Genomic DNA, 25,030 nt, shown 5'->3' with positions numbered 1-25,030 from the left:
AGCATCCTAGTGGCTGGGGGGCGGCGGCTGGGATCAATACAGACCCTGAATTTCCAGCGGCAATTGCTGCACTTCCTGTTTTTTAAGGATCGTTCTGGGCTGCTGTGTGGCGTCGGCTGCTTTCAGGCGGTTGTACCGGCGCGAAGAGGCTTCGGTGATATCTTCACGACTGCGCAGGATTGTGGGCCTTAGAAAGACAAAAAGCGTACGCTGGGTATTGCGGGCATTGCGTGATTTGAAAAGGTCACCGACCACCGGCAGATCGCCAAGACCGGGCACCTTGCTGCTGCCATTGATCCGGTCGTCGGTTATCAGTCCGCCAAGCACGACCGTTCCGCGGTTGTCGGCCATTACAGTTGTGTTGATCACCCGCCGGTTGGTCACCAGATCCGCAGCACCTTCGACATTGGCGTTGGTCAGGCTGGATATTTCCTGTTCGATCACCAACTGAACCACACCTCCGGCCGTGATACGGGGCACGACATTCATCGTGATGCCGACATCGCGCCGCTCAATCGTGGTGAATGGGGTCGCCGTATTCCCGTCGGTGGCAAAGCTGCCTGTCCGGAAGGGGACGTTCTGGCCGACCACGATGGTCGCGGGTTCATTGTCCAGCGTCGTGACCGATGGCGTCGACAAAAGCCGCGCGCTCGTGGACTGAGACAGGGCCTGCACCAGAATACCAAAGTCATTGCCACCGGCACCAAGCGTCAGCCCCGTAGACAAAGCCGATCCGGCGGGCACACCAACAGCAGCAAGCACGGACCCCAGCGATACGCCCCCCCCATTAGAGAAGTTCGAGGCGGCGATTGCACCGTTTGGCACATTCGGGCCAAGCCCCAATTGCACGCCAAGCCGCTCTGCGACCTCGCCGGACACTTCGACAATAGCTGCTTCGATCATGACCTGCGGGCGACGGACATCAAGGGCGTGAACAAGTTGCCCGACCTCCTGGACTTGCGCCGCAGTGCCGCGAACAACGATAGAATTGGTTTCGACAGAGGCGGTGATATTGACAGCATCAGGGGCGACGACGCGGTTTAGCGGTACAAATTGCCCGTCCGCAGTGGCTTCGGCTGTCTGTGCGCCCACGTCGGCGGCAACTGCGTTGGTGATGTTAGTGGCATCCCCCACCGTACCTTTGATGATGTCCGCGATGATCTGCGCGTCGCCATACTGGAGATTGAAAACAGTCGTGGCGACGGCTTCGCGCGGGTCTTTGCGCGGCGCGACGTCCATGGCGATGGCAAGGCTGCGAATTTCTGCAATGTCTTCAGGCGTGCCACGTACCAGCAGCAGATTGGACCCTGCATCAACGGACAGGCGCGCGCCTGTGCCCGCTTGGCCAAGCACCTCTAGGATAGCACTGCCGACGGTGACCGCATCGGCGCTGCGAAAACGCAGCACCTCAGAGCGGACAAGGGCATCCCCGTCAAAGCTGCGCGCAATGGCCATGATCCGGTCCACATTGGCGCGGGTATCGGTAATGACCACGCCATTGGGATCTTCGACGGCTTCGATATAGCCCGATTCCGCGACGAGCGGGCGCAGGACGCGCACGGCCTCGGCAGAAGGCAGTCGGTTCAGGCGCAACATCTCGGTTACGAAGTCTTGGCTGCCGGCGGTGACCTCTTCGCCTAGATTGGGTCCGCTCGCAGTGCGTGCTTCGGCCTCGGGGACCACTTGCCAGATCGATCCGGCCTGAACGGCAACAAATCCGCGTACCCGCAGAATGGACTGGAACAACGACCAGACGCCTTCACTGTCCAGCGCCTCCGCGGAGACGACAGTCACTTCGCCTACCAATCCCGGATCAAGCACCAAGGTGCGCCCTGTAATCTCGGAAATCTGTTCAACAAGCAAAGAGATGTCAGCGTCTCGGAGGTTGATGACAAAGGTTTCCTGGGCCCGCACAGGGGCGGGCAACATCAGCAAAACTGCAAGGACAAATGCCGCTATATGGCGAAGCGCGATATTCACTGCAGCGGGAATGACATAACGATCGTTCGGCCATTCCTTTCGACTTCGATACGGGCCAAGCCAGAGGCCGCGATCACGTCATACAGCGCGCGATCCTGATCAACATTGCCGACGCTTTCACCATTTACGCTTGTCACGATGTCACCTGCTCTCAGACCGGCGCGGTTTACGCCTACGTCGTGTTTTTCAGCGATGGTATAGCCTTTTTCCCCTGGCACCAAGCCAATCGTATCCAAAACCTCAGCGGGGTTGGCGATGATGCGGTCGCGCCACATGTCGATGTAATCCTGTGTTGTCACGGGCTGAACGCGTGCAGCGGCATCCACCTGTTCACTGATGGAACTGCCCTGCCCAGAGGTCATAAGCGCCAGCAGCCGTTCTGCGCCGGTGGGGACCTGCGGACCATCGGCGACCAGATCCGCGCCAGCAAAATACAAGCGGCTTTCGGTGCCATTCGTTAGCACGGTCACATGGTTTTGTGAAATAGCGGTAAGCGTTGTACCGGGGACGACTTCATCGCCGATGCGGTAGTTGCCCTCGGTTGTGTCTGACCGCAGCAACGCCAGCGAGCGGGTCGGATCATCGCGCACGATGACCCCGAGCAAGATCAGGGCCTGTGGAATCGCGGCGGTCTGCGCATCTACCACCACGACTTCCGCAGCGCCAAACGGCGCAAGAGCCAGCGCAGGCGCAAGATCGGGCGGTGCCTCAGGTTCTTGTGCGGGGATCCGAAGCTTCGCGACAGGGGGGATGACGCGATCATGGCCCAGCACATGCCAAGTCGCTTCCGCACCCGCCGCAGCCACGCTGGAAACGGCGGTCATGATTACGCCCAACCGAAGCCATTTGGCCCCATGATCAAAGCGCATCATAACGGGTCTCCTGCCGCGACATATCCATCTAGAATAAACAAAACCTGATCCGTCCCGGAAAGGGCGCTGTCGACAGAGACGGCCTGCACCGCGGGATCGTTCGTCGGACGGCGCGTCACGTTGAGATCGAATTCAATGCCGTAGACCTCAAGCGGCTCGGCACCGGTTGGCACGCCTGCTCGAACTTCTGAAAGGCGGTATTCGGCGGCCCACCGTGCCGCGACCCGATCCGACAGCTCGGTGATGCGTTTGCTATGCCCTTGCGTGGCCGACAGCAGCGATACCGCGCCCAAGGCAAGGACGGCCATCGCCACCAGCGCCTCGATCAACGTGAATCCTGCATCGCCCTGACGTGTCATTCTACCTCCTGAAGGTGCGCCGCGCTGATGCCGTCGAACCGAACATATTCCGCCGCGCCGTCTCCCGCACGCAGCTCAAGCGACAAGGGGCTGTCCTCGGACGGGCGCGAATCTGTGGAAACGACGATCGTGCCAGCGCTTCCAGCGATCCGCGTGCGACCGGCCAGCAGATGCGGTTCTTTCAGGACGGGCAGAGGATGCGGCACCCAGATCTCTCCGTCATAGACATCGAACCTATATCCCTCTGCGCCCCAAACGAAGCCCATCGGCACCCCCGTCAGGATCACATCGTCCGCTGCGCGATTGAGCCTGGCGACCAGAAGATCGGCCTCTTGCTTGGCAATATCACCCCGTGATCCGGTGCCGATGCTCAGCCCGACAATCCCGGCCATAATCCCAACCAGCACCAACACCACGAGCACTTCAACAAGCGTTACGCCCGCGTCTTGGTGTCGTGCAGGGGTGGCCGTGATTTTCACCTGCTGGCCTGCAACTGCCCATGTGCAAGATCTGCCGCGACCCCGTCGCCGCCGGGTGCACCGTCTGCCCCAAGCGATACCAGATCGAACCCACCATTCGCACCCGGAGAGACGTAGATGTAATCATTCCCCCACGGATCAACCGGCACAGCCGTCAGATACCCCCCCGCAACCCAGTTGCGGGGTTCGGGCGGCGCGGTGGGACGCACGGCCAAGGCCTGCAATCCCTGTGCGGTCGTGGGGTAGGTGCGGTTGTCCAGTCGGTAAAGTTCAAGCGCAGAGCCAACCGCGCGGATGTCCGACTGCGCAACGGTCACACGTGCCTCGTCAGGACGCCCGATAACGTTGGGCACGATGATCGCCGCCACCAGCGCGATAATGACCAGCACCACCATCATCTCGATGAGAGTTACGCCCGCTTCACCGTCGCGGCGGCTGCGGTGGGACGCGGGGCGGCCCCGCAGCTTTTTCCAGTGACGCATGAAACTGTTTCCCTATCTGTTACGTGGCTTTCCGTATACTATTGCAACAACGGGACGATTGAAAAGGTAATTTTTCGTGATAAGTCAAGGCATTAAGCCAGATTTAAACGCCTCGGAGCGCCCTGTACGGCTGCCCGCGTCTGATGCTTTGAGGGTGCCTTTGACGACGAAAAATTTGGCCATGGTTGCACGTGCCGAACTCTATTGCCCACAGGTCGATGGGCTGGCCGCCCGACTGGTCAGCGCAGAACATGTCAGCAGCTTTATCGTTCATGTCCCCAAATCCAACGCGCGGCAACGGCAGGCGCTGATCACCTTTGCCGTCGAAGAGCGGGTCGCCGCCCCGCTGCAGTCCGTGCAGATCGTCCAGGGCCCGCTTTCCGGTGCCGCGTCCGGGGATCATCTGGCGTTTGTCCTGTCCAATGATGTGATGGCGCAGGTGACACAGGAAGATGCGCCGCACCTCCCCGAATATCTTCTTATCCCGCGGCCTCCTTTCGATGCCGGTCCCGTTTGGGCTGTCTGGAGAGAAGGCAATCGCGCGGTTGTGCGCTGCTCGGACGGGACGGGCTTTGCAGCAAATGTGGATATGCTACCGCTTTTGTGGCAACGCGCTGGCCGACCGTCATTGCGCGCGCTCGGCGAACCATTGGGTGGTGCTCTTCCAGCCGAAGACCTGTCGGACGCCCCACCGCCACCGGACCCGAAGGACGCGGCCTTTAGTTTTGCTCGGCCGCGCAACGCTGCAGCGCGCGGATTGGCTGCGTGGAAATGGGCCGCCGCCGCCGTGGTTTCCGCCTTGGTGCTGCATTTGGCCGTCGCGGCTTTCAACGTGCGCTCCCTCCGTCAAGTCGCCGAGACAGAGCGCCGCGCCGCAGAGCTGGCCATATCGGACATCCTGCCCGGCATGACCCTAACCCGAGAGGTCGGACCCGTTCTGGCACGCCTGACGCCCGCGCAGGTGGTTGCAACGGAAAGCAGCTTTTTGCCCCTGCTCAGCGATATCTCACGCGTGCTGACGGACGCGCCGGTTGGTTTCAGGCGCATGGCATGGGGCGCAACCGAAAATACGTTGGTGGTGCTCATGCAGGGCCCTGGTCTGGATGACCTGCAAGGCATCGAACAGACCCTAGAGGCGTCAGGCTTCGCTGTGCGCAGCGGTGCCGCCACAGCGGGCGATGGCGGTGCAGAGGTCGAAATGCGGATCGGGCGGGGGGATGGCGGATGAAAGCTTTTGCCGCGCTCAACCCGCGTGAAAAGCGTCTGGTGAGCATTGTGCTGCCCCTCGCCATCGTGGTTGCGGGCTATCAATTCTTTTGGGCCCCCCTTCAACGTGCGCAGGCCGAAGCACGCGCAGATATTCTGGCGTTTCGCCTTGTTCAGGACACAGCTGCGCTTGCGTCATTCGACACGATCGTGGCAGTGGCACCGCTCAACGACACGCCTCTCGCCACGCGGATCACCACCTCGGCATCCGCGGCAAATCTGACCCTGCGGCGCATTGAGCCTGAAAATGACAGCATTCGGGTCACTTTGGATGATACGCCCTTTGCGACGATATTGCTGTGGCTCTCTGATCTGGAAGCGCAGCACGACGTGAAGGTAGAGGCGCTCGAGGTGGATCGACGCCCGGCACCGGGTCGTGTCTCGGCGCGTTTACTCTTAGGATCGTCGCAATGACCAATGCCAGCACCCAGACCCGCCTTTCCTATGGTTTCGCGCAAAGCCAAGGGGTCATTCTATTATCTGTCTCTGAAGACCGCGCAGAGCCGCACTGCCAATACCGCCATGATGCCTCTTTCGAAGCCCTGATCGAAGCGCAACGCGTATCTGGCGCGGCTGTGACATTCGAAGAAATATCGGCTGGCGAATTTGAAGCGGCCCTTGGCACGATCTACCGCGATTCCGCGTCCGAGGCCGCGCAAGTGGCCGCAGATGCAGACGATGATCTGGCCTCATTGGCGGACACGGCCGCTTCGATAGACGATCTGCTGGCCCAAAATGACGATGCGCCAGTGGTGCGCTTGATCAATGCCCTGCTGCTGGAGGCGGTCAAGGAAGGCGCGTCTGATGTACATATCGAAACCGAAGAGCGGCGGCTTTTGGTGCGCTTTCGGGTCGACGGCATTCTACGCGAGGTGATCAGCCCGAAACGGGCGCTCGCGCCGCTGCTCGTCAGCCGGATCAAGGTGATGGGCAAACTCGACATCGCTGAAAAGCGCCTTCCGCAGGACGGCCGTGTGTCGTTGCGGGTCGGTGGGTATGACCTTGATGTGCGCATCTCGACGATCCCCTCTCAATTTGGCGAGCGCGTGGTGCTGCGTCTTTTGGACCGCGGGCAGACACTGCGCGGGATTGACCATCTTGGCCTGTCGGATCGCGATAATACGGTGCTGAAACGTATTCTGGCGCTGCCCGACGGCATGGTGCTGGTGACTGGCCCGACCGGTTCGGGCAAGACCACGACGCTTTATGCTGGTCTGGATATGCTGAACGACCGGCAGCGCAATATCATGACCGTCGAGGACCCGATTGAATATACGATGGACGGCGTTGGCCAGATGCAGGTCAACGCCAAGACCGATCTTAGCTTTGCCAGAGGGTTGCGCGCCATTCTACGGCAAGATCCGGATGTGATTATGGTCGGCGAGATTAGGGACCGCGAGACGGCACAGATCGCCGTGGAATCCGCCATGACCGGGCATCTGGTCATCTCGACTTTGCACACCAACACGGCCATCGGTGCCGTCTCTCGACTGGTCGAAATGGGCGTCGAACGCTTCTTGCTGGCCCCTATGCTGCGCGGGCTGATCGCGCAGCGCCTGGTGCGGCGCAATTGCACCGACTGTCTGGGGGACCACGAAATCACGCAGGCCGAAAGCGATCTTTTGGGGCATAAGATAAAGCCAGGAGAGATCGTCAGAAAAGGGCTTGGCTGCGATACCTGTCAAGATAGCGGCTTTCGCGGACGTTTGCCGTTATATGAAATTATCGAGGTCGACGGCGCGCTTGAACGCAAGATGCACGAAGGACAATCCGAGGCAGAATTGATCGCCGCGGCGCGGGATCGCGGCCCGAGCATTCTGGACGACGGCATCGCCAAAATGCGTTTGGGCCTCACCACTGCACAGGAAGTCGCGCGCGCCATCCACGACGGTGCCCCGCCGCAGCCCAGCGTGTCGCTTGCCGCATCACAAGAGGATGAATAATGCCAGCCTATGCCTATGAAGCGATGACGCCCGCGGGCAAGTCGACCAAGGGGATCATAGAGGCCGCAAGTGCCGCCGCCGCACGCAGCAGTCTGCGCCAGCGCAACCTCGCGCCGCTGTCGGTTGAACCAACAGTTGCAAAGAAGGGGAAGGCGACGAAGGGGGCGGGCTTTGGCAGGGCCAAGATTTCGCGCCGCGCGTTGACCCTACTGACCCGGCAGCTTGCCACGCTGATCGGTTCGGGGATCGGTGTGGAACAAGCGCTCAAGACAGTGGCAGACCAGCAGAACAAGCCTGCCGTTACATCATTGTTGTTGAACCTACGCGCCTCAGTGCTCGAGGGGCGCAGCTTTGCGCAGGCGCTTGGCGCGTATCCTCAGGTGTTCGGCGACTTCTACCGCGCATCGGTCGCGGCGGGGGAAACCTCGGGGCAGCTTGGCCAAGTGATGGAACATCTGTCCGGCTTCGTGGAAACCCGCGCCAAGAACCGGCAGACGGTGCAGCTTGCTTTGCTTTATCCCGCCATCCTTGCCGTCGTTTCGCTTGCGGTAATCGTCGCGCTGTTGACCTTTGTCGTGCCTGACATTGTGCGCGTTTTTACCTCTCGCGGGGCGGAGCTGCCGTTCCTGACCCGTTCGTTAATCACCGTAAGCGATTTTATCAACGCATGGGGGATTGTAATGTTGGGCGTGCTCGCTGCCATCATCCTTGGCGGGGCCAGCCTGCTGCGACAACCGGCGATGCGGCTGCGCTGGCATCGGTTTCTATCGCGTTCGGTGCTGACGCGGGGGTTCTCTCTCAAGACAAACTCGGTGCAGTTCGCGGGTACCTTGGCGACGTTGACCGTCAGTCGCGTGCCGCTTGTTGATGCCTTGACCGCTGCTACGCAGACTGTGCCGAATTTGCACATCCGCGAAAAAGTGGCGCAAGCAACGGCACGCGTACGCGAAGGAACATCGCTGTCACGGGCGCTGGACGATGCCAAAGTTTTCCCCCCGATGCTGATCGCGATGATCGCCAGTGGCGAAGCGGGGGGCGTGCTGGGGACAACGCTTACCCGCGCGGCTGACGATCAGGAGCGCGATCTGAATGCATTGGTAGCCGCACTGGTGGCACTGGTTGAACCGGCCGTACTGCTGATCATGGGGGGAATCGTGATGCTTTTGGTGCTCTCAATCCTGCTGCCGATCGTTAACCTCAACAATCTGGTGAACTAGAATGGCATTTCGATGATCATCGGCCCGCTCGTCGGCATGCCCGGCACAAGCACGGCGCCTTCGGGCTCAATACGCGCGATCAGCCGCCGTTCCCCTGTTACCGTGACCTTGGCCAGCGTGCTGTCACGGTCCTTCAACAGGGCTTGGGCGTCGCGGCCTTCGGTTGTCAGGTCCAGCGTCATCTGCGGCACTGTTGTGTCGCGTCCCAATAGATCTTTGCATCGCCCTTCGCTGATCAGAACCGCGCCCGCAGCAGCAGCGGCACCCTTGCGCCAGCTCATCCGCTGCACATCAACGACGGCCTGCGACGTGCAGTTTTTCAATGCGGCCCCGGGGATCAGGTCGACCAAACCGGGCCCGATCCGTCCCACGATATCTGCCGCGCTTATTGATGCTGGGGTAAAGGTCGCGACGCCGGTCAATTGGGTATCGGGCCCTTGCAGGGTCCAGTCCGCGACCCCGCGTGCAGCGAACAAAGGCCAGCCGCGCAGGTCCCAATCCAGCGAATATCCACCGTCCAGCACAGCACGCCCTTCCCACAGGCCGCCATACAGGTCAGTAATCGGAGCAGGGATGACGGCAATACGGCGCAAGGCCGTTGCCGGGAGGGTGACAATCAATGTCGTCACGTAAACGAGGAATGCAAAAGATGCCAAAAGCACAGCCGATAAAATCCATCGAAAGCGTGGCTTCCGGTGCCTTTTCCCCTCTGTCGCGGCGGCGGGTATTGTTGGGTCTTGGTGGGTCATCGGCGCTCATTGGTTTGTCGGGCTGCGGCGGGTTGTCTTTGACAGGTGACACTGAACTGCCGCCGGAAAATGCGGTAGGGCAGGCCGTTTTGCTGGCCCCGCTTACCGGCCCGCGAGCGTCATTAGGACAGATCATGCTGGCAGCCGCAAGCCTTGGCGGCAACGCGACCGGACCGGGGGCCGAGGTCGAGGTGGTCGATGCCGGCGATAGCCCCGAAACAGCCGTTGCTGCCGCACAAAAAGCGATGGACGGAGGGGCGAAGATGTTCCTTGGTCCGCTTTTCTCAGGCCAGAGCCGCGCCGTCACCGAAGCCGTCGGGCGCGGTACGCCCGTTGTTTCATTGTCAAACGACAGCTCTATCGCCGGAGATAACCTGTTCGTATTCGGCATCACACCGCAGCAATCAGCGAAATCAATCCTCGGCTTCGCGGCAACCCGCGGCAAGCGCAATGTTGTTACCGTTGTTCCTCCGGGGCCATTTGGTGCCTTGTCCGCGCAGGCAGCGCAATCCGTCGCCGCGGCGACAGGTGGTACGGCTCCGGCAGCGATTGTCGCGTCATCCGCCGCTGGCCTGATCGACAAAATCCGCGCCGCGAACGGCGGTGCGCTTCCGGATGCGGTTTATCTGCCCGTTGTGGGCGGCCCGTTTGAAGAACAGGCCGCGGCGATCAAGGGCGCGGGGATACAGCTGCTTGGCTCGGAACAATGGGCCTCTATCACCCCTTACCGGATCGACGCACTGCAGGATGGTTGGTTTGCCGCACCCGACCCTGTTCGTTTCGAAGCCTTTGCCACAGCCTTTACCGCGTTCAGTGAAACCGAAGCGGGCGTGCTTGGCGGGTTGGCCTTTGATGCCGTCGAAATGGCGCGAATCCTTGGGCGCATCGGCCAGCAGAACCGCAAAGGGCTGCTGCGCGAAGCCGGTTTCGACGGTGTCGTCGGCCCCTACCGGTTCCAAAAGGACGGACAATGCGCACGCGGGCTGGCTATTTTGAGCGTGACAACCGGCGCGAATAACCTGATTGGCTCCACCGGCGCATGACTGCTATCCGCGATCAAGAGGCTGGCGTGACTCTGATCGAGATGCTGGTCGCGCTTAGTGTCTTTGCTTTGGTCGGCATTGCCTCGTTTACCACGTTGGACACAATCTTACGCGTGCGCGAACGCACCGATGGCCGGCTCGAGCATCTCGCGCAATTGGACCGGGCACTGCTGATCTTCGGGCGCGATATTGTGCAGGCGGACCCACGTACGGTGACGCTTCAGGATGGTGTCTTGTCCACTCTCGGGCATGATGGCCAGACCAAACGCCAATATCTGCACGATGCAAATACGCTCAGCCGCGAGATAGGCCCCCGAAACGCGGACGACCTGTTGCGGCAAGCCCTGATACCGGATGTGAGCGCGGTGACGTTTCGCGTGCTTGATAGGGATCGCAACTGGCATTTGGCGTGGCCTGACCCCGCCGGCGAGAATGAAGCGCTGGCCGTGGATATCCGCGTGGACATCGATGCGATTGGCAGTCTCAGGCGGCTTTCGTCTTTGACCCGTCCTGCGCCCCGATGAACCACGCCGGTATGCGATATCCCGACGCCGGCGTCGTGTTGATCAATGTGCTGGTGGCGCTCGCTTTGGGGTCGGCGATCGTTGTCTTGATGTTTACCTCGCAAGAGACCCTGATGGAACGCACCCAGCGTGCGGCCGCGGCGACCCAAGCCGAGGCGCTGGCCTTGGGTGCGGAGACCTCGATTATCGTGGCGTTACGCCGGGATATGGACGTCGCACCAGAGACGGACCATATGGCCGAACCATGGGCGCTAGCGGCACAAGAAGAGGTGCAACTAGAGACGGGTAGCTTTGCGATCAGCGTATCAGATGCCCAAGCGCGGTTTGATCTAAACGGGCTTGCAGCGGGCCGCCTTTTGCAACAGCAAATCCTTGCGCGGCTGGTCAAATCTCTGGACTTGCCCGACAGCGTGGCGTTGGACATCAACGACCGAATTTCCCGCCGCGGCCCCATACGCGCGTTGTCCGAGGTCGAGCTTTTGGACGCGCAGACGCGCGCGGTACTGGCCCCACATGTCAGCCTGCTGCCGCAACCCGGGGACGTGAACATCAACACTGCAAGCGAAGCGGTGATCGCGGCAGTGCTGGGATCGCCAACCGCCGCGAGACAGTTGGTCAAACGGCGCGAACAAAACGGTTTCCTCACGCGCGGGGCCGTGACCGACGCTGGCATTGTCGCGCTGAACGGTATTGGTTTCACGTCAGACGTATATGACGTGGAAAGCCGCGCAGAAGTCGATGGCAACACGGTTATTCTGACATCACGGTTGCTGCGCGAAGACAGGCTGGGGCAGAAAGACACCTATGCGATCGAGCGCAGCTTTTCAGCGCATCTTGCAGCCAAGGGGGCCTTGCCGGTCCCAACGCCCTTCCGTCCCTAAGGGATAAAATGCGAAACGCGGCCACTCTTTCGAGCCGCCGCGCCTCTTGTCTGTTCTCGTACCCTTCAAGGGCAGCCGATCAACCTAAGGGTTGAAAGGTTCGCTTGTCGGGAACCGTGGCAGGGTGACCCCCGCAAGGGAGATCGGCTCGGCATTGCGATCCTGGTTGAAGGCGCGCGCAAAGTCTGCCCCCAATTTGGAAATGCCGTTTAGCGCGCCGCTGCTACCACAAGCGACTAGAACGCCAGCCACAACCACAAGAACTGAGATACTCTTCAACATCGGAATTCTCCTATTCTATGGGTTTAGTTGTTCGGCGAACCAGCAATCGGTGTGTTCAAGTAGGGGAACACGGATTGCAATTCGGTGGCGCGCAAAGGTGCCCCATCGGTCAACGGTACTTGGCCAGCAGGCGCGGTATCGTTGGGATCACCTGCACCGCAAAGACCCAGATTTACGTTGTCTTCGGCACTTGGGTCACCGCTAAGCTCCTGCCCCAGAGGCACGTCATGGCACAACCGGCCCATCATTACGCGCAGCGCAAGATCGACAGTGTCATCCGCTGGACGGCGACCGTTTGGGAAACCCGCAAGGTCTTCAGCCAGAAGGCCAAAGGTGTGCTGCTCGGACGCAGGTGTCGCTGGGAACGTCGTGTTCAAACGCAGCATTTCAGACAGGTCTGTCGCCGCATCGAAACCAGCAGGCTGGTTCACGCCGGGGAAACCGCTGAGGAACGCGGTAACAAGATCGGTCCGCGGGAAGTTCGACGGCGCGATATTGCCCGATGCTCCCAAAGCGTCGCGGAACAGAATGTCCAGCAGCGCAGGCAGGGTCGGATTGGTCACATAGACTGCCAGTGCCTCGTCGATTGTGGGCTCTGCTGCGTTAAACAGATCCTTGTCGGAAAGGCCGATGACCACCTCGTTGACCAGCGGGTTGGACAAGCGCGACTGCTGTACCCAAGCGCCACCATAAACCGAGGTCTTCTCGTAGGTGGGCGACGGATCTTCCAATTCGCCTTGTGGCAGGCTGGCAGTTGTCCATGCCCCGATTACCGGCTCATCGCCTTGGGTCAGACAGGAGATCGGGATTTCCAAAGCCAGCGTTGTAACATTGGCTTTGCCAATCAGGTCGTCATTGGCGCGGTCCTGCACGATCCCGTTCGCGTTGGAATTGGGATCGTTATACTGGGACCACATCGGATTGTCTGGTCCCTGCACTGGCACCAGATTCACCAGATCAAAGATTTCGCCTAGGTTCACCGCGAACGCCTCTGCGCGTTGGCCAGCAAAAACCCGGCCCGTTCCGCATCCCGGGATCTTTACGTCGTCATAGATATAGGCGTTTGCGTATTCGGCATAGTTAGGCAGGGTCTTATTGCCAACGTTGTCGAGCGGCTTGGTAAAGGTCGTCCCGCCGCCATGCGACAGCGACGTTCTTTTGCCACTGCGACGGTCCCCCGTGATCATGGTCACGCTATAGCTTTCGGTTTCACCCAGAGCAGCGGTCGGGTTGCTGGCTGTGATCTGGCCTGCGGCGCGCAACGGAATACCGACTTTCTCGCCGCCGATGTCCAGCTGGATACCAGTGCCGTCTTTCAGATTGTTGTCGAATTGGAACTGAAAGGTGATCTCTTCTTCGGCATCGGCGTCATTGCTGACATGGATTTCATAGATAGCGTCGGGGTCCATGGTGAAATAGTTGGGTCCACCATAGGGGGCTTGCAAAGGCTGATAATTTGCAATGAGGGTCACGTAGTCGCCGCGGTTTGCCTCGTAGCTTTTGAACATGTAGAAATCTGTCGCGTCGATCTTTGGCTGCTCGGTGATACCCGGTGCCTCACGGTGCGATGATGCAGATGCAATGCTTGCTGTCAGGCAAAGCGCTGTCGCGCAGCTTCCCTGCAACAAGGTACGAAGGTTAAAAGTCATTTTCCACTCCCTAGTTGGCTTATTTATGTACCGAGACCAACGGTCATCGGATCGCCCTGCGCGCGCTGAAAAATGCTATTCACTACCCGCATTGAACGAGTCACGTGCCGCCGCCGAGAAAGTTTCACAGGTCATGATAAAATATCTCATTTAGTTGGAACCTAGGCACACTGGCGTTTTCACTGCCTGCCGTGTTTTATGCGCGAATGCCTGTGTTCATCTTGTCCTCGATCATTTTGATTCTGACTTTGGGTCAGCTTGTGCGTATTGATCTGCGCGAACATCGCTTGCCGGATCACTATACTCTTCCCCTGATCTGGGCCGGACTGGGGACGAATGCGCTGGCGCAGCGTGCCCTTCCGACGGAGGCGATCTGGGGCGCGATCCTTGGCTATGTCGTATTCTGGCTGATCGGAGCTGTCTATTTTCGCAGCCGTGGCCAAGAAGGGTTGGGCCTGGGCGATGCAAAGCTGCTGTCGGCAGCGGGTGCTTGGGTTGGGGTTCTCGCCTTGCCTTGGGTCGTTCTTCTGTCGGCTCTGGGTGCCCTTGGGTACGCAGTGCTGTCAGGCCACGGGCGCAAAGAGCGCCTCGCGTTTGGTCCTTGGATTGCTGGAGCCCTTCTCCTGATCTGGTTCGGAAAAGGGCTTTTTTCAGGGGTATAGTAACGTCTTTCGCCCCTGCGGACGGCGTTTTACTCCGTCATCTCGCGAATGGTGGCAAAGATCACATCAACCCCACGGGCCAGCTGATCATAATCCGTCCATTCGTCAGGCGAATGGGATACCCCGTTCCGGCTTGGGACGAAAATCAGACCTGTCGGGACATAATCCGCCATAATCATAGCATCATGCCCGGCACCACTGACCATGCTACGAGATTTGAGCTGAAGCTGATCTGCATGTTTGGTTAAACGGGTATGGATCTCGGATGAAAGCATTGTCGGCTGGGCGAACAGGTCTTCGACCACATCGGTTCTAAATCCAATGTTTTCTGCCCGCGCCACTGCCGCACGTGTTTGCGCGACCAGCTGGCGTACCACGTCTTCCTCTGGTGCGCGGATGTCGACTGTGAATTCCACCTCGTCGGGAATAACATTGGCACCGCCGGGTTTTACGTCGACTTTGCCGACCGTCAGCACGGCATTCTGGCCAATATCCTTCGCAAGGCCCGGAAGCTCTGACAAGACCGCGACCGCGCCGACCAACGCATCGCGCCGCGCATTCATCGGCGTTGTCCCTGCATGGCCTGCGGCCCCATAGATACGGACGCGCAGCTGTGTCAGGCAGACAATGCTATCAACAATTGCTACGTCCTCGCCCTGCGCTCCGAGCACCGGCCCCTGTTCAATGTGCAGCTCTAGAAACGCATGAACCGCCTCTTTGGGCAGGAGGACGTTGTCTAGCTGTTCTGGGTCCAGACCATAGCTGCGCATCGCTTCTGTAAAGCTGATGCCGGCAGCGTCCTTGATCTGTGACAGCTGCTGCGTGGGCAGTTTTCCTGTCAGCAACCGCGAGGCCATGAGGCCGCTTCCAAAGCGGCTCCCTTCTTCTTCGATCATGGCGATGACGTCGATGGAGCGGGTGGGGGTAATGCCCAGCTCTTGAAACAGAAAGGCTGTTTCGATGCCCGCGATCACACCCGCCGGCCCGTCAAATTTGCCGCCATGGGGCACGGAATCAAAATGAGACCCGACAAGCACGGGGGCAAGAGCGGGGTCGCGCCCGACCAGTCGCCCAAAGAGGTTGCCAACAGCATCTTCGCGCACAACAAGACCCGCCTTTTCCATCTGGGCGCGCAAATAGTCGCTAGCTTGCCGGAACTCGGGGCTGAATGTCGCGCGTGTCGTCCCTTCGCCCGGTGTCGCGTTAAAGGCGTCCAGACCGTCAATCATTGACTGGATGCGGTCGGGATTTGCGAAATTTGTCATCACAGCAGCCCCACGAAGATGCCGGCCATGACGACGGAAACCATCGTTACAGTGACAAACCCTGCGACCAGCATGGGCGGCAGCATATGCGCCGTCAGGATCTCGCGTTCTTCGACGTCATCGGTCAACGCGTTCACGACTTCTTTGGTGATCACATAGTCTGCCGGAAAACCATAAAGCGCGGTCAGGGAGCAGGCAAAAGCCATCGCTGTACTGATTCCGACCAGCTTGCCCGCGATGAAGGAAAAGATATACATCCCCAAGATACCGATGGCGATCAGACCCACCATGGGCACTGCCAGCTCGGCAAGCATATCCGGCGTGGCGCGTTTCAGTCCATCGAAGATAAACACCATCAAAATGAGGATCGTGAAGCCAAAAGCATTCGCAGAGCGGAGCGGTTCACGCTCGAGAAACCCGACCGAGGTGGCGATGACGCCAAAAATCAGACAAAGAACGAAGGGGCTGATGGTGAAGATCGGGTCAACAGCCTGAGAAACGCCCCATGCAAGCAGGGCAACCAGCCCAAGCCGAAGAAATTTGAAGTAAACGGTGTTATAGGCCTCTGGCAGTTTCGCGAACAAGCGCGCGGGGGCTGGTTCGGCGTTCACGGGCGATGTTTGTTGGTCCGCCTGAACCTGCCAAGTGCCCTCTCTATAGCGGCGAAGTACAGTGTTTCCCTCGCGCTTGAGCATGATGGCGGTCAGCGGGTACCCAACAAAGCCCTGCATCACATAGATCAAGATGGCCAATACCGACAGGCTGGTCAGTCCGGCCTCTGCGGCGGCTTGTGACATAATGAGGGACGAAACGACGCCGCCTACCAACGGGGGCGCACCGACGACGACCGTTTCCCAATCGAGCACCAAAAGACCCACGGTGAACAGCAGCACGACGATCCCTGCGATGCCCGACAGCGCTACGACGACAGTTTTCCATTGTGCGATCAATTCGCGAACAGAAAGAAGCGTGCCCATGTTTGTGATCAGCAGGAAGATCGCCAGATAGACAATCGGCGTCTGGAACCCGGCGATCGCCACGATATCGGCAGGGAAGAACGTCCAGTAGCCCAAAAGAAACAAGACCGCGCAGACGAAAACCGACGGCAACCAGGACTTCGTTCGTGTCGACAACACATCGCCTATGTATAGAATGGCAGCGAGTAGAGAGAAGGCAATTAACTGTGGCATAACGAAAATCCTTTGGTGGCGATAAGACGCGTCGGGGCTGTACTGACATGGGTCCGGCCGCTCGCGCGACACAATTGTTCCATATGGATGTATCTTGCAAGATAAAATTTCGTTTAACTCCGGCAGGGGGTATTAATGATTAACGAAGGCTCTAAACCAGCGACGGAAATGCTCGATCAGATGTTCGGCTCAGAGCTGCGCTACCTTTTGGCCGTGAGCTATATCGTGTTGAGCAATAATCAGGTCACCAGTCGACATATTGAGCGTGAATATCAGATGCCGGTGCACGGATGGTCAGCGCTTTATGCGATCACGTCCTTTCCCGGTCTGCGCAGCAAGGATATCCAACACCTGTTTCCGCGGCCCCAGAATTCGATCAGCCGCGTCGTGCGTCTGCTTGTCGATCGCGATCTTGTCCGCGAAGAGGTTTCGAAAGCCGATGCCCGCGCAAAGCTGCTTTATGCGACGCCCAAAGGAACAGAGCTGTTGGCCGAAATCAAAGCCAAGGTGCTTTCCCGGCAGAACGAGATGCTGGGCAGTCTCACGGATAGCGAGCGGGAGGATTTTCTGAAACTGTGCCGCAAAATCGCAGCTGACCCCAGCCTGCACCGTTCAAAAACGATGTAGCCGCGTGTTTGGTGGCGGTATTCATAGGATCGTGACTGCACCTTCGCCGTCGATCATACGCCCGATGATCCACGCCTTTTTCCCTTCGGCAGCCATATTGCAAAGGGCAGCCTCGGCGTCTGCGGGGGGCAAAACCGCCAGTAGCCCGCCTGCGGTTTGGGGATCGTGAAACAACGGGTCCTGCCGCCCCAGCGTCGGGGCGTTTTCGATATTGGGTTGAAAGAGCGACGATTGTACCCCGCGCTCTGACAGGGCGCGCGCACCGGCATAAACAGGAACCGCATCTGCCAAGATTTCAGCACTTAGATGCGACGCCCGGCAGATTGCAGCGATATGCCCCGCAAGGCCAAAGCCGGTCACATCGGTCATGGAATGTGCGTGACGCAGGTGAAACGCTTGACGATCTTGCAGCTGCGTCATCTCGGCCAGGACCTGAGCAACATCCGCGCCACGGGCCGACCCCTCCATATGTGCGGCCATTAAAACGCCTGATCCAATGGGCTGGGTCAGCACAAGGACATCGCCCGCTTGCGCGCCGGACAAAGAGATCGGCGACGACGTGCAGGTGCCAGTCACGGTAAAGCCGATGGTCATTTCGGCACCCATTGTTGTGTGTCCGCCTACGATCGTTGCCCCAGCACGAGAGAACACATCGTTTGCCGCCGCGGTGATTTCACCAAGCGTTCTGGACTGTAGCGCCGGTGACATATGGGGGAGTATGATGCTCGACAGGGCTGCTTGCGGCTGCGCCCCCATGGCCCAGATGTCGCCCAAAGCGTGGACGGCAGCGATGCGTGCCATTTCAGCCGGATCATGGATCAGGGCGCGCAAGTGGTCGGTGCTGATCACCTGAAAGCCACCACCGGGTTGTCTTAATACAGCGGCATCATCCCCCGGGGTCGACAGAATGGTATCGTCGGTCGGATGTTGCAGCAGCGATAGCCCGTCATTTAGAACGGTGTTGCCGATTTTTGCGCCACAGCCCCCACACAAGGGTTTTGATCCCAGCACCTCGCGTGCACCGGTTGCGACAAGGTCAGGCAATGCGGCAGGCCGTGGTCGCGGCAGATCGTCCAGTTTCTTCATGAAAGCGCGATCGATGCGATCTTTCCAGCGCCAAAGCATCGGCCCCGAAAGCGCCAGCCCAAATTTTTCCGCCAACGCCGATTTTTCTCCGAGGGAGATAAGCTTTAGGTAACCTTTCTGTGGTTTGAAGGGCTTGCGGGGGCCGTTGGTCAGGGCCGCACGCAGATTGTGGAACAGAACCGGGGCCGCGCGCACGGCAAATACACCGGCTTTAGGGCGTGGCGCAAAGGGCATCGCGGCGCAGTCGCCAACGGCAAAGACGCTGGGGTCATCTCTGATCGACAGATCAGGGGTCGTTTCAATGAACCCGTCGCTCAGCGGTAGGTCCGTTTGGCTCAGCCAGCTGTGTGGCACGGCACCGGCGGCACCCACGGTCAATCGCGACGGGATCTTTTTCCCGTCGTGCAGGGCGACGTGGTCCGCGGCGACCTTTGTCACCCGGACACCGGTATAGATGTCGATATCGGCGCGACGAAGCTTTGCTTCGATGCGCTGACGGGCAAGATTGCCGAGGCCGGAAAGCGAAGGGCCGGAATGAAGCAGGGTCACCCGCGGCTGGATGTTTTTGGCGCGTAGCGCGTGGGCCATAGCAAGAGAGAGCTCGCAACCAGCCACCCCGCCACCGATCACGGCAACTTCGGGGGCGGTGTCACCCTGTTCAACGGCGGACAGGAAATCACGCCAGCGGCGGGCGTAAACATCAAGAGGCTTTGCCCCAACCCCAAAGGTCGCGAAACCCGGGATATCCATCGTGGCGGTAATCCCGATATCAAAGGAGGCAACATCATAGGCAACGGGCGGGCGTCCGTCGACGTGGATCAAACGCTGCTCCCGGTCGATTTGCGTCGCATGGGACAAGATCAACCGCGCCCCGGCAAAACGGCATAGCCGGACAAGATCAATCTCTAGTGTTTCACGTGAATAATGCCCTGCAATATGGCCGGGAAGCATGCCAGTATAGGGTGCTGTCGGGCCCGGATTGATCACGGTCAGCCGCGCACCGGGCAGCGGGTTCATCCCCCATTTGCGCAAGACCAGCGCGTGGGCGTGCCCGCCACCGATCATGACCAGATCTTGGGTCAGGGGGATATCGCTGCGGTGCATGGGGTGGCCTTCCTTCACGTCGTTGAAACAGTCTTAGCCTGCTGGACCTGAGCGGCAAGGCTGCAAGCAGGTTCAGCAGGCCCGTTGCAACGGAATGTGAACTACGTGACAAGACCAGTATCTGTTTCCCCGACCAAGGTGGCTGACCATGACCGTTCGTATTTTGCACACCGCCGACCTGCACCTGGATTCGCCGCTTCGCAGTCTCGCGATGAAAGACGACCGTTTGGCGGCGCAGGTGCGCAGTGCAAGCCGGCAAGCGCTTGAAACGATGGTGCAGTATTGCATCGACGAAGATGTCGCGGCTTTCTTGATCTCGGGCGATCTGTACGACGGACAAGAGCGGAGCGCGAAAACCGCCGCCTATCTTGCTGCGCAGATGCACCGATTGGCGCAGGCCGGGGTGCAGGTGTTCTATATCAAGGGCAACCACGATGCGGAAAACCCCATCGCGGGCGAGATTGATCTGCCATCCAACGTTCATGTGTTCGAGGGGCGGGGTGAAAAGGTGCAATTGGGGGGGCATCCTCTCTTTATTCACGGGGTCAGTTTTCGCGACCGCCATGCGCCGGAAAGCTTGCTGCCGAAATACACCGCGCCCGAACCTGGCGCGGTCAACATCGCGATGATGCACACCTCGCTTGCCGGGGCAGAGGGGCACGATCTGTATGCGCCTGTATCGGTGGGGGACCTGGTCGGGGCCGGGTTTGATTATTGGGCTTTGGGACATATTCATAAACGCGCGGTGCACAGTGAAACCCCTTGGGTCGTCATGCCCGGCATGCCGCAAGGGCGCGATATCGGAGAGGCAGGGCCAAAATCAGCGACCCTCTTGACGGTCGAGCGCGGAGAAATATCGGTGTCCGAAGTCGCAACGTCGGTGGTAGAGTTTCGGCGGTGCGACTGTGATCTGACCGGTGTGGAAACCGATGAAGATATGCGCGCGGCACTACGGTCGGCGCTGCAGGCGCAGGCAGGGAGGGGCGCGGCGATTTTGCGATTGCGCCTGATGGGGCAAACATCGCTGGCGTGGCAACTCAGGCAGCTGGCAGACGCATGGCGCGCCCAAGCGGATGAGATCGCGGAAAGCATCGGCACGCTCTGGATCGAAAAGATGACGCTGGACGTGACGCCTTTATCGCAGGACGCCGCAGACAGTGCTGTTTCCGAGGTGCAACAACTGATGACAGAGGTCGCGGCAGAACCGGCATCCCGTGACGGCTTGCGGCAGGAATTGAGCCAAATTCTGGGTCTTTTGCCCGCAGAACAGCGCCGCGCTTTGGCCCCCGACGCCGAGGCACAAGAGGCACTGTTGCAGCAGCTTACCGACGACGCGGTGCTGGCAATAGCGGCGCAGATGCGGGGGACGGGGACATGATGCGGCTGCAACAGCTGACGCTTGATCGCTTTGGCCACTTCACTGACCGTGTGCTGGACTTTGGGGCGCGCCCCGCTGACGGGTCTGATTTCCACATCGTTTTCGGCCGCAACGAAGCCGGCAAAACCACATTGATGGAGGGATATTTGAGGTTGCTGTATGGGTTTGCTGCACGCGAGCCCTATGCCTTTAAACATCCGCGCGCGAACCTTCGGGTGAGCGGTACCCTTGATATCGACGGGCAGATCCACCAGCTGGCGCGTTTGCCCAAGCGGTCGGGAAACCTTGTGGATGATGCGGGCCAACCGGTTCCGGATGCCCTATTGTCTGCCGCCTTGCGCGGGGTGTCGCGAAAAGAATACCAGAGCCTGCTTTGTCTCGACGATGAAACCATCGAGGCCGGCGGCGAAGAGATTACTAAAAGCGAAGGCGATATCGGCAAGCTTCTCTTTTCGGCGGCGGCGGGCATCAGCGATTTGTCGCAGGTACTGGGACGGGTAGAGCAGGGCAATCGCGAGCTTTATTTAAAAGGCGGCACAAAATCCGAATTCGCGGCCCTTAAGTCGGCTCATGCGGATCTGGTCCAGCAGATCAAAGAGCACGACATCAGCGCGTTGGCCTTTCGCGATTTGCGTCTAGCGCGGACAGACGCGCGCGCAGAGGAAGACCGTCTGCGCAGAGCCAGGTCCGAGCTTTCACTTCGGAAAATTTGTCTTGAAGCCATTCTGGAAGCGCATCCGTTGGCGACAGAGTGGCAGGCAGTTCAGGCCCAGCTGACCCCGATCTCGCATTATCCTGAGGTGCTGGAGCTTGATGGCGAAGACTTGATTAAAATGATGACCAAACGTATCGCGCTTGTTGCCAAGCTCGAACGCTCTGCCACCGAGGCCGGCACCTTGCGCGCGCAACATGATGCAATAACTGTGGATGCAGCCGATCTGACCCGAGGGGACGAGGTGGATGCGCTTGCGTTTGCGAAGAGCAAAGTAGAGGCCGGGCAGTCCGATCTGCCGAAACGCGAAGCCCAGTTGTTGCACGATACGGCCGACATGCGCAGCAAGCTGGCCACCTTGGGCCTCGCCGCCGACGGTGATTTAGCGCAGTTCATCCTCGCCGATCCTGCTCTCGCAACGCTCGAGAACGCGCGCGTGCAGCTGGACGATGCGCGCAAACATCTGAAGACCGCAAAGGGCGAGGCTGCAATCGCACGCGACAGACACGAAGATGCAACCCGTGCCTTGAATGAAACAGAGCAAGAGACCGCCGTTGATCCGGATATCGAACGGCTGTTCCTTCAGGTCGAAGCCGAGGATTTAATAGGTAGATATAGTGATGCCCTGCGCATCCTGGCAACGGCGCGGCAAGAGGCGGATACATCCCTGCGTCGATTGACGCGGCAGGGGGTAACGTTTGATGCGGTGCCGGTGCTCCCTGTCTCCCCACGTCGGGCGCAAGCGCTGGCGCAAAGCTTAACCGATGCGCAGCTTGCCCTGCGTGCGGCCGAGCAGGCTGAAATCGCCGCGGCCGACCGGCTTGCACAGGCCGAAACACAGCGCAGCGTTGCCGCAACGCCTGACTTGGTAAGCGATGATGCCGCCGCCCGTGGCCGCCAGAAGCGGGATGCGCTTTGGGCGGTGCATAAAGAAGTGTTGGATGGGACCTCGGCCACGGCTTTTGAAGCCGCGATGCAGGCGGATGACGCGCAAACCTCTCTGCGTGCCGGCCAAAGTCAGTCTCTTGCGGAAATGCGGCAAGCAGAACGCAGGGTGATAGAGACCGGCGAGGCCCATGCAGCTGCCGCAGCTCAACGCGATAGGGCAGAGGCCGCACATCAAAAGCTGACGGCCGAGCTGAGGTCGCATCTACAGTCAATCGGCTTGCCTGAAACCCTCTCGGCTGAGGAGTTGTTAGACTGGCTGCGCGATGCTGAAACGGCGCAAAGTGCAGCAGAAAAGTGCGAGACGATTGCGCAGAGCCATGCCGCGCTTTTGCGCGACGCCGACCAGATGCGCGACGATCTTGCCGCCCGTCTACACGCTGGGGAAGCCTCCTTGCGGACGGTTGTGCAAATGGCCAAGGCGCAGATCACCGCGTTGCACGCACATCAGAACGCCCAAAAGCTGGCGCAAGCCACTATGAGGCACGCCAGCACCGAAGCGGCGCGCCGCGCGGCCGCGTCTGAAAAAGCGCAAGCCGCGGTCGCCGACGCGCTGGACCACTGGCGCAGCTGCGTCGCTGAACATCTGCCCGCGCTTGATGCAGATGTGGATACATGGAACGGTCTGACCGGATTGCGCAGTCTGCGCGAGGTCAACGCTCGGATGGTGGGCGTCCAGCGACAGATTGCGGGCATCAAGCTTGATCGCGCAGCTTTCATTGAACGGCTGGATGCATTGGATGGCGGTGCTACCGCACAAGAACAGCCGTTGATCCGCTATGCCGCATTGCAAACAGCGGTGACGGCGGCCCGTCAGGCAGAAACCCGTCGCCGTGATCTGGCCGCACGGACAGCGGATGCGGAAGAGGCAGTGCAGGAGGCACAGCGCGAGATCGCCGTGCTTGACGATCAGGCTCATCTTCTGGCGCGCGCGTTTGATAGTATGATCGACACCTCGACGCTGGATGCCTTGCGCCGCGCGACCGCGACCGCGCAGCAAGCTATTGCATTGCGCCACCAAAGCGCCGATGTCCTGAGCCGGATACGCGCGGCGCTTAATGTCGGCACCTGGGGGCAGGCGCATGATATATTGGCAGCCACCCCGATAGAGCAGGCCAAGGCGGAGGTTGCGGATCTTGCCGGCGATCTGTCGCGGCTCGAAACTGAGCTGGATGGCGCGATTGCAACCCGGGCCCGCGCGCAGGCCGCATTGGACGCGGTGGGCGGGGATGGCGATATTGCAGCACTGACCTCGCGAAAGCGTACAGTAGAAGAACAGATGCAGGCCGTACTGCTGCGCTATCTCACAGGACGCTTTGGTCACACGCTGGCCGAGGAAGCGATCCGCCGCTACCGAGACACCCATCGCAGTAGTATGCTAGCCGCCACCGAGCAGGCGTTCAGCGATCTTACCCAAGGCGCATATCGCGCACTCACGACGCAGCCTGGCCCGCAGGGCGATGTCTTGATGGCGGTTCAGGCAGATGACGGCGTATCTAAAGAAGCGGCCGCCATGTCAAAGGGCACGCGGTTCCAGCTGTATCTTGCTTTGCGGGCAGCGGCATACGAGCAGATGGCGTCTACTGGAACGGTGCTGCCGTTCTTCTGTGATGATGTGTTCGAAACCTTCGACGAGGACCGTACCCGCGCTGCATGCCGATTAATGCAGCGGGTCGGAAAAAAAGGGCAGGCTATATACCTGACCCACCACCAGCATGTGGTCGACCTCGCGAAAGAAGCGTGCGGAACGGATGTGACGGTTCACGCGTTATAGGTCGCGAACGGATTCACGACGTTTTGGCGGAGCGAGTCGGCGATTCCTCGGGTAAATGCAACTTCAGGTGGTGGGTTGACGGCGAAAGGCGCGTTTTTGGCGTAGCTAGAGCTCTAGAACTGGTCGGCCCTGAAAATATCCTAGGCCCGAAAGGCCAATAAAACAGGCGTTTGTGAAGGTTTTTTGACGAAAATGCGAAAATCCTAAAAAAGGGGTTGCGGGTATTTGGAACAAACCTTAGAACGCCCCTTACCGGAGACGCAGACAAGCAGACACGGGGCGCTAGACGGGGACGACGAGCTGAGGTTCGGAGCTTACGTAGCGGGGAAATTCAGAGGTAATAGAGGCGGGGCGCGCTGAAAGTTTTACGGCGCATCTTGGTTTCTTTTGTCTCAACGCTCTTTGAAAATTTGATATCTGAAGAGATATGTGGGCGGTTTGGTTCATTCGATGGATCAACCTCTTCATATCGCGCCGATAGCGACGCACTTATGTGTTTAGCGATTATTCGGTGTCAGCTTCACTGTTTGGACGGCTTTTCGTTACTTTGGTAACTTTAAG

The 25,030-nt window shown here is 59.6% G+C and carries 22 protein-coding genes; 11 read left to right on the top strand and 11 right to left on the bottom strand.

The genetic code is table 11. From position 1 onward, the window contains the following. Window positions 1-33: 33 nt before the first annotated feature. From gspD to gspG, 5 genes are read right to left on the bottom strand one after another with little or no spacing between them, the layout of a single operon-like run. Complete coding sequence (gene gspD / locus BLQ98_RS07445) at window positions 34-1,980, bottom strand: type II secretion system secretin GspD (RefSeq protein WP_237273546.1); 1,947 nt, start codon at window positions 1,978-1,980, stop codon at window positions 34-36. Further along, window positions 1,977-2,852, bottom strand: coding sequence for a type II secretion system protein N (locus tag BLQ98_RS07440; protein WP_093732717.1), 876 nt, complete (start codon window positions 2,850-2,852; stop codon window positions 1,977-1,979). Before BLQ98_RS07440 ends, gspD begins: the two co-directional genes overlap by 4 nt. Continuing rightward, entirely contained in the window at window positions 2,849-3,211 is a 363-nt protein-coding gene (gene gspI, locus BLQ98_RS07435) for a type II secretion system minor pseudopilin GspI (RefSeq protein ID WP_093732716.1), read from the bottom strand. Before gspI ends, BLQ98_RS07440 begins: the two co-directional genes overlap by 4 nt. Then, complete coding sequence (locus BLQ98_RS07430) at window positions 3,208-3,690, bottom strand: prepilin-type N-terminal cleavage/methylation domain-containing protein (protein WP_167354521.1); 483 nt, start codon at window positions 3,688-3,690, stop codon at window positions 3,208-3,210. Before BLQ98_RS07430 ends, gspI begins: the two co-directional genes overlap by 4 nt. Next, entirely contained in the window at window positions 3,687-4,172 is a 486-nt protein-coding gene (gspG, locus tag BLQ98_RS07425; protein WP_093732714.1) for a type II secretion system major pseudopilin GspG, read from the bottom strand. Before gspG ends, BLQ98_RS07430 begins: the two co-directional genes overlap by 4 nt. A gap of 160 nt (window positions 4,173-4,332) precedes the next feature. On the opposite strand from gspG, the gene gspL reads away from it, so the two are divergent. From gspL to gspF, 4 genes are read left to right on the top strand one after another with little or no spacing between them, the layout of a single operon-like run. Further along, complete coding sequence (gspL, locus tag BLQ98_RS07420; protein ID WP_208596032.1) at window positions 4,333-5,400, top strand: type II secretion system protein GspL; 1,068 nt, start codon at window positions 4,333-4,335, stop codon at window positions 5,398-5,400. Then, window positions 5,397-5,852: a type II secretion system protein M gene (gene gspM / locus BLQ98_RS07415; RefSeq protein ID WP_093732712.1), complete on the top strand. Its 456-nt coding sequence runs from the start codon at window positions 5,397-5,399 to the stop codon at window positions 5,850-5,852. The genes gspL and gspM overlap by 4 nt, the downstream gene beginning before the upstream one ends. Next, window positions 5,849-7,381 carry a GspE/PulE family protein gene (locus BLQ98_RS07410; protein WP_093732711.1) on the top strand — a complete coding sequence of 511 codons (1,533 nt, stop codon included), beginning with the start codon at window positions 5,849-5,851 and terminating at the stop codon, window positions 7,379-7,381. The genes gspM and BLQ98_RS07410 overlap by 4 nt, the downstream gene beginning before the upstream one ends. Then, window positions 7,381-8,598: a type II secretion system inner membrane protein GspF gene (gene gspF, locus BLQ98_RS07405; protein ID WP_093732710.1), complete on the top strand. Its 1,218-nt coding sequence runs from the start codon at window positions 7,381-7,383 to the stop codon at window positions 8,596-8,598. Before BLQ98_RS07410 ends, gspF begins: the two co-directional genes overlap by 1 nt. Here the strand turns inward: gspF and BLQ98_RS07400 are convergent. Next, entirely contained in the window at window positions 8,595-9,227 is a 633-nt protein-coding gene (locus BLQ98_RS07400; protein WP_208596031.1) for a hypothetical protein, read from the bottom strand. The genes gspF and BLQ98_RS07400 overlap by 4 nt on opposite strands. A gap of 20 nt (window positions 9,228-9,247) precedes the next feature. On the opposite strand from BLQ98_RS07400, the gene BLQ98_RS07395 reads away from it, so the two are divergent. Genes BLQ98_RS07395 through BLQ98_RS07385 form a run of 3 tightly spaced genes read left to right on the top strand, consistent with a single transcriptional unit; the run spans window position 9,248 to window position 11,795 of the window. Then, on the top strand, window positions 9,248-10,390 hold the full coding sequence (locus tag BLQ98_RS07395; RefSeq protein ID WP_093732708.1) for a penicillin-binding protein activator: 1,143 nt from the start codon (window positions 9,248-9,250) through the stop codon (window positions 10,388-10,390). Further along, window positions 10,387-10,914, top strand: coding sequence for a PulJ/GspJ family protein (locus BLQ98_RS07390; protein WP_093732707.1), 528 nt, complete (start codon window positions 10,387-10,389; stop codon window positions 10,912-10,914). The genes BLQ98_RS07395 and BLQ98_RS07390 overlap by 4 nt, the downstream gene beginning before the upstream one ends. An 11-nt stretch (window positions 10,915-10,925) precedes the next feature. Continuing rightward, window positions 10,926-11,795, top strand: a complete 870-nt coding sequence (locus BLQ98_RS07385; protein WP_167354520.1) for a type II secretion system minor pseudopilin — start codon at window positions 10,926-10,928, stop codon at window positions 11,793-11,795. A gap of 84 nt (window positions 11,796-11,879) precedes the next feature. Here the strand turns inward: BLQ98_RS07385 and BLQ98_RS07380 are convergent, their stop codons facing one another. Both BLQ98_RS07380 and BLQ98_RS07375 read right to left on the bottom strand, forming a co-directional pair. After that, entirely contained in the window at window positions 11,880-12,077 is a 198-nt protein-coding gene (locus tag BLQ98_RS07380; RefSeq protein WP_093732705.1) for a hypothetical protein, read from the bottom strand. A 23-nt stretch (window positions 12,078-12,100) separates the two neighbouring features. Then, the gene (locus BLQ98_RS07375) at window positions 12,101-13,726 is read right to left on the bottom strand and encodes a DUF4331 domain-containing protein (protein ID WP_093732704.1); all 1,626 of its coding nucleotides are present in this window, start codon (window positions 13,724-13,726) and stop codon (window positions 12,101-12,103) included. A gap of 206 nt (window positions 13,727-13,932) precedes the next feature. On the opposite strand from BLQ98_RS07375, the gene BLQ98_RS07370 reads away from it, so the two are divergent. Continuing rightward, window positions 13,933-14,388 (top strand): prepilin peptidase, encoded by a 456-nt coding sequence (locus BLQ98_RS07370; protein WP_093732703.1) that lies wholly within the window; start codon window positions 13,933-13,935, stop codon window positions 14,386-14,388. A 29-nt stretch (window positions 14,389-14,417) separates the two neighbouring features. On the opposite strand, the gene BLQ98_RS07365 is transcribed toward BLQ98_RS07370, so the two are convergent. Beyond that, the gene (locus tag BLQ98_RS07365) at window positions 14,418-15,653 is read right to left on the bottom strand and encodes a Zn-dependent hydrolase (protein ID WP_093732702.1); all 1,236 of its coding nucleotides are present in this window, start codon (window positions 15,651-15,653) and stop codon (window positions 14,418-14,420) included. After that, complete coding sequence (locus BLQ98_RS07360) at window positions 15,653-16,843, bottom strand: hypothetical protein (RefSeq protein WP_093732701.1); 1,191 nt, start codon at window positions 16,841-16,843, stop codon at window positions 15,653-15,655. The genes BLQ98_RS07365 and BLQ98_RS07360 overlap by 1 nt, the downstream gene beginning before the upstream one ends. Before the next feature lie 135 nt (window positions 16,844-16,978). Here BLQ98_RS07360 and BLQ98_RS07355 point away from each other — a divergent pair, with 135 nt between their 5' ends. Continuing rightward, entirely contained in the window at window positions 16,979-17,470 is a 492-nt protein-coding gene (locus BLQ98_RS07355) for a MarR family winged helix-turn-helix transcriptional regulator (RefSeq protein WP_093732700.1), read from the top strand. Window positions 17,471-17,491: 21 nt separating this feature from the next. On the opposite strand, the gene selD is transcribed toward BLQ98_RS07355, so the two are convergent. Next, window positions 17,492-19,660, bottom strand: coding sequence for a selenide, water dikinase SelD (gene selD, locus BLQ98_RS07350; RefSeq protein WP_093732699.1), 2,169 nt, complete (start codon window positions 19,658-19,660; stop codon window positions 17,492-17,494). Between the two features lie 148 nt (window positions 19,661-19,808). On the opposite strand from selD, the gene BLQ98_RS07345 reads away from it, so the two are divergent. Both BLQ98_RS07345 and BLQ98_RS07340 read left to right on the top strand, forming a co-directional pair. Further along, window positions 19,809-21,038 carry a metallophosphoesterase family protein gene (locus tag BLQ98_RS07345; RefSeq protein ID WP_093732698.1) on the top strand — a complete coding sequence of 410 codons (1,230 nt, stop codon included), beginning with the start codon at window positions 19,809-19,811 and terminating at the stop codon, window positions 21,036-21,038. Further along, complete coding sequence (locus BLQ98_RS07340) at window positions 21,035-24,469, top strand: YhaN family protein (protein ID WP_093732697.1); 3,435 nt, start codon at window positions 21,035-21,037, stop codon at window positions 24,467-24,469. Before BLQ98_RS07345 ends, BLQ98_RS07340 begins: the two co-directional genes overlap by 4 nt. The last annotated feature ends 561 nt before the right edge of the window (window positions 24,470-25,030 follow it).

Origin of the sequence: Sulfitobacter litoralis (assembly GCF_900103185.1) — a bacterium.
GTDB classification, from domain to species: domain Bacteria; phylum Pseudomonadota; class Alphaproteobacteria; order Rhodobacterales; family Rhodobacteraceae; genus Sulfitobacter; species Sulfitobacter litoralis.
This window is presented reverse-complemented; position numbering and strand designations above follow the sequence as displayed.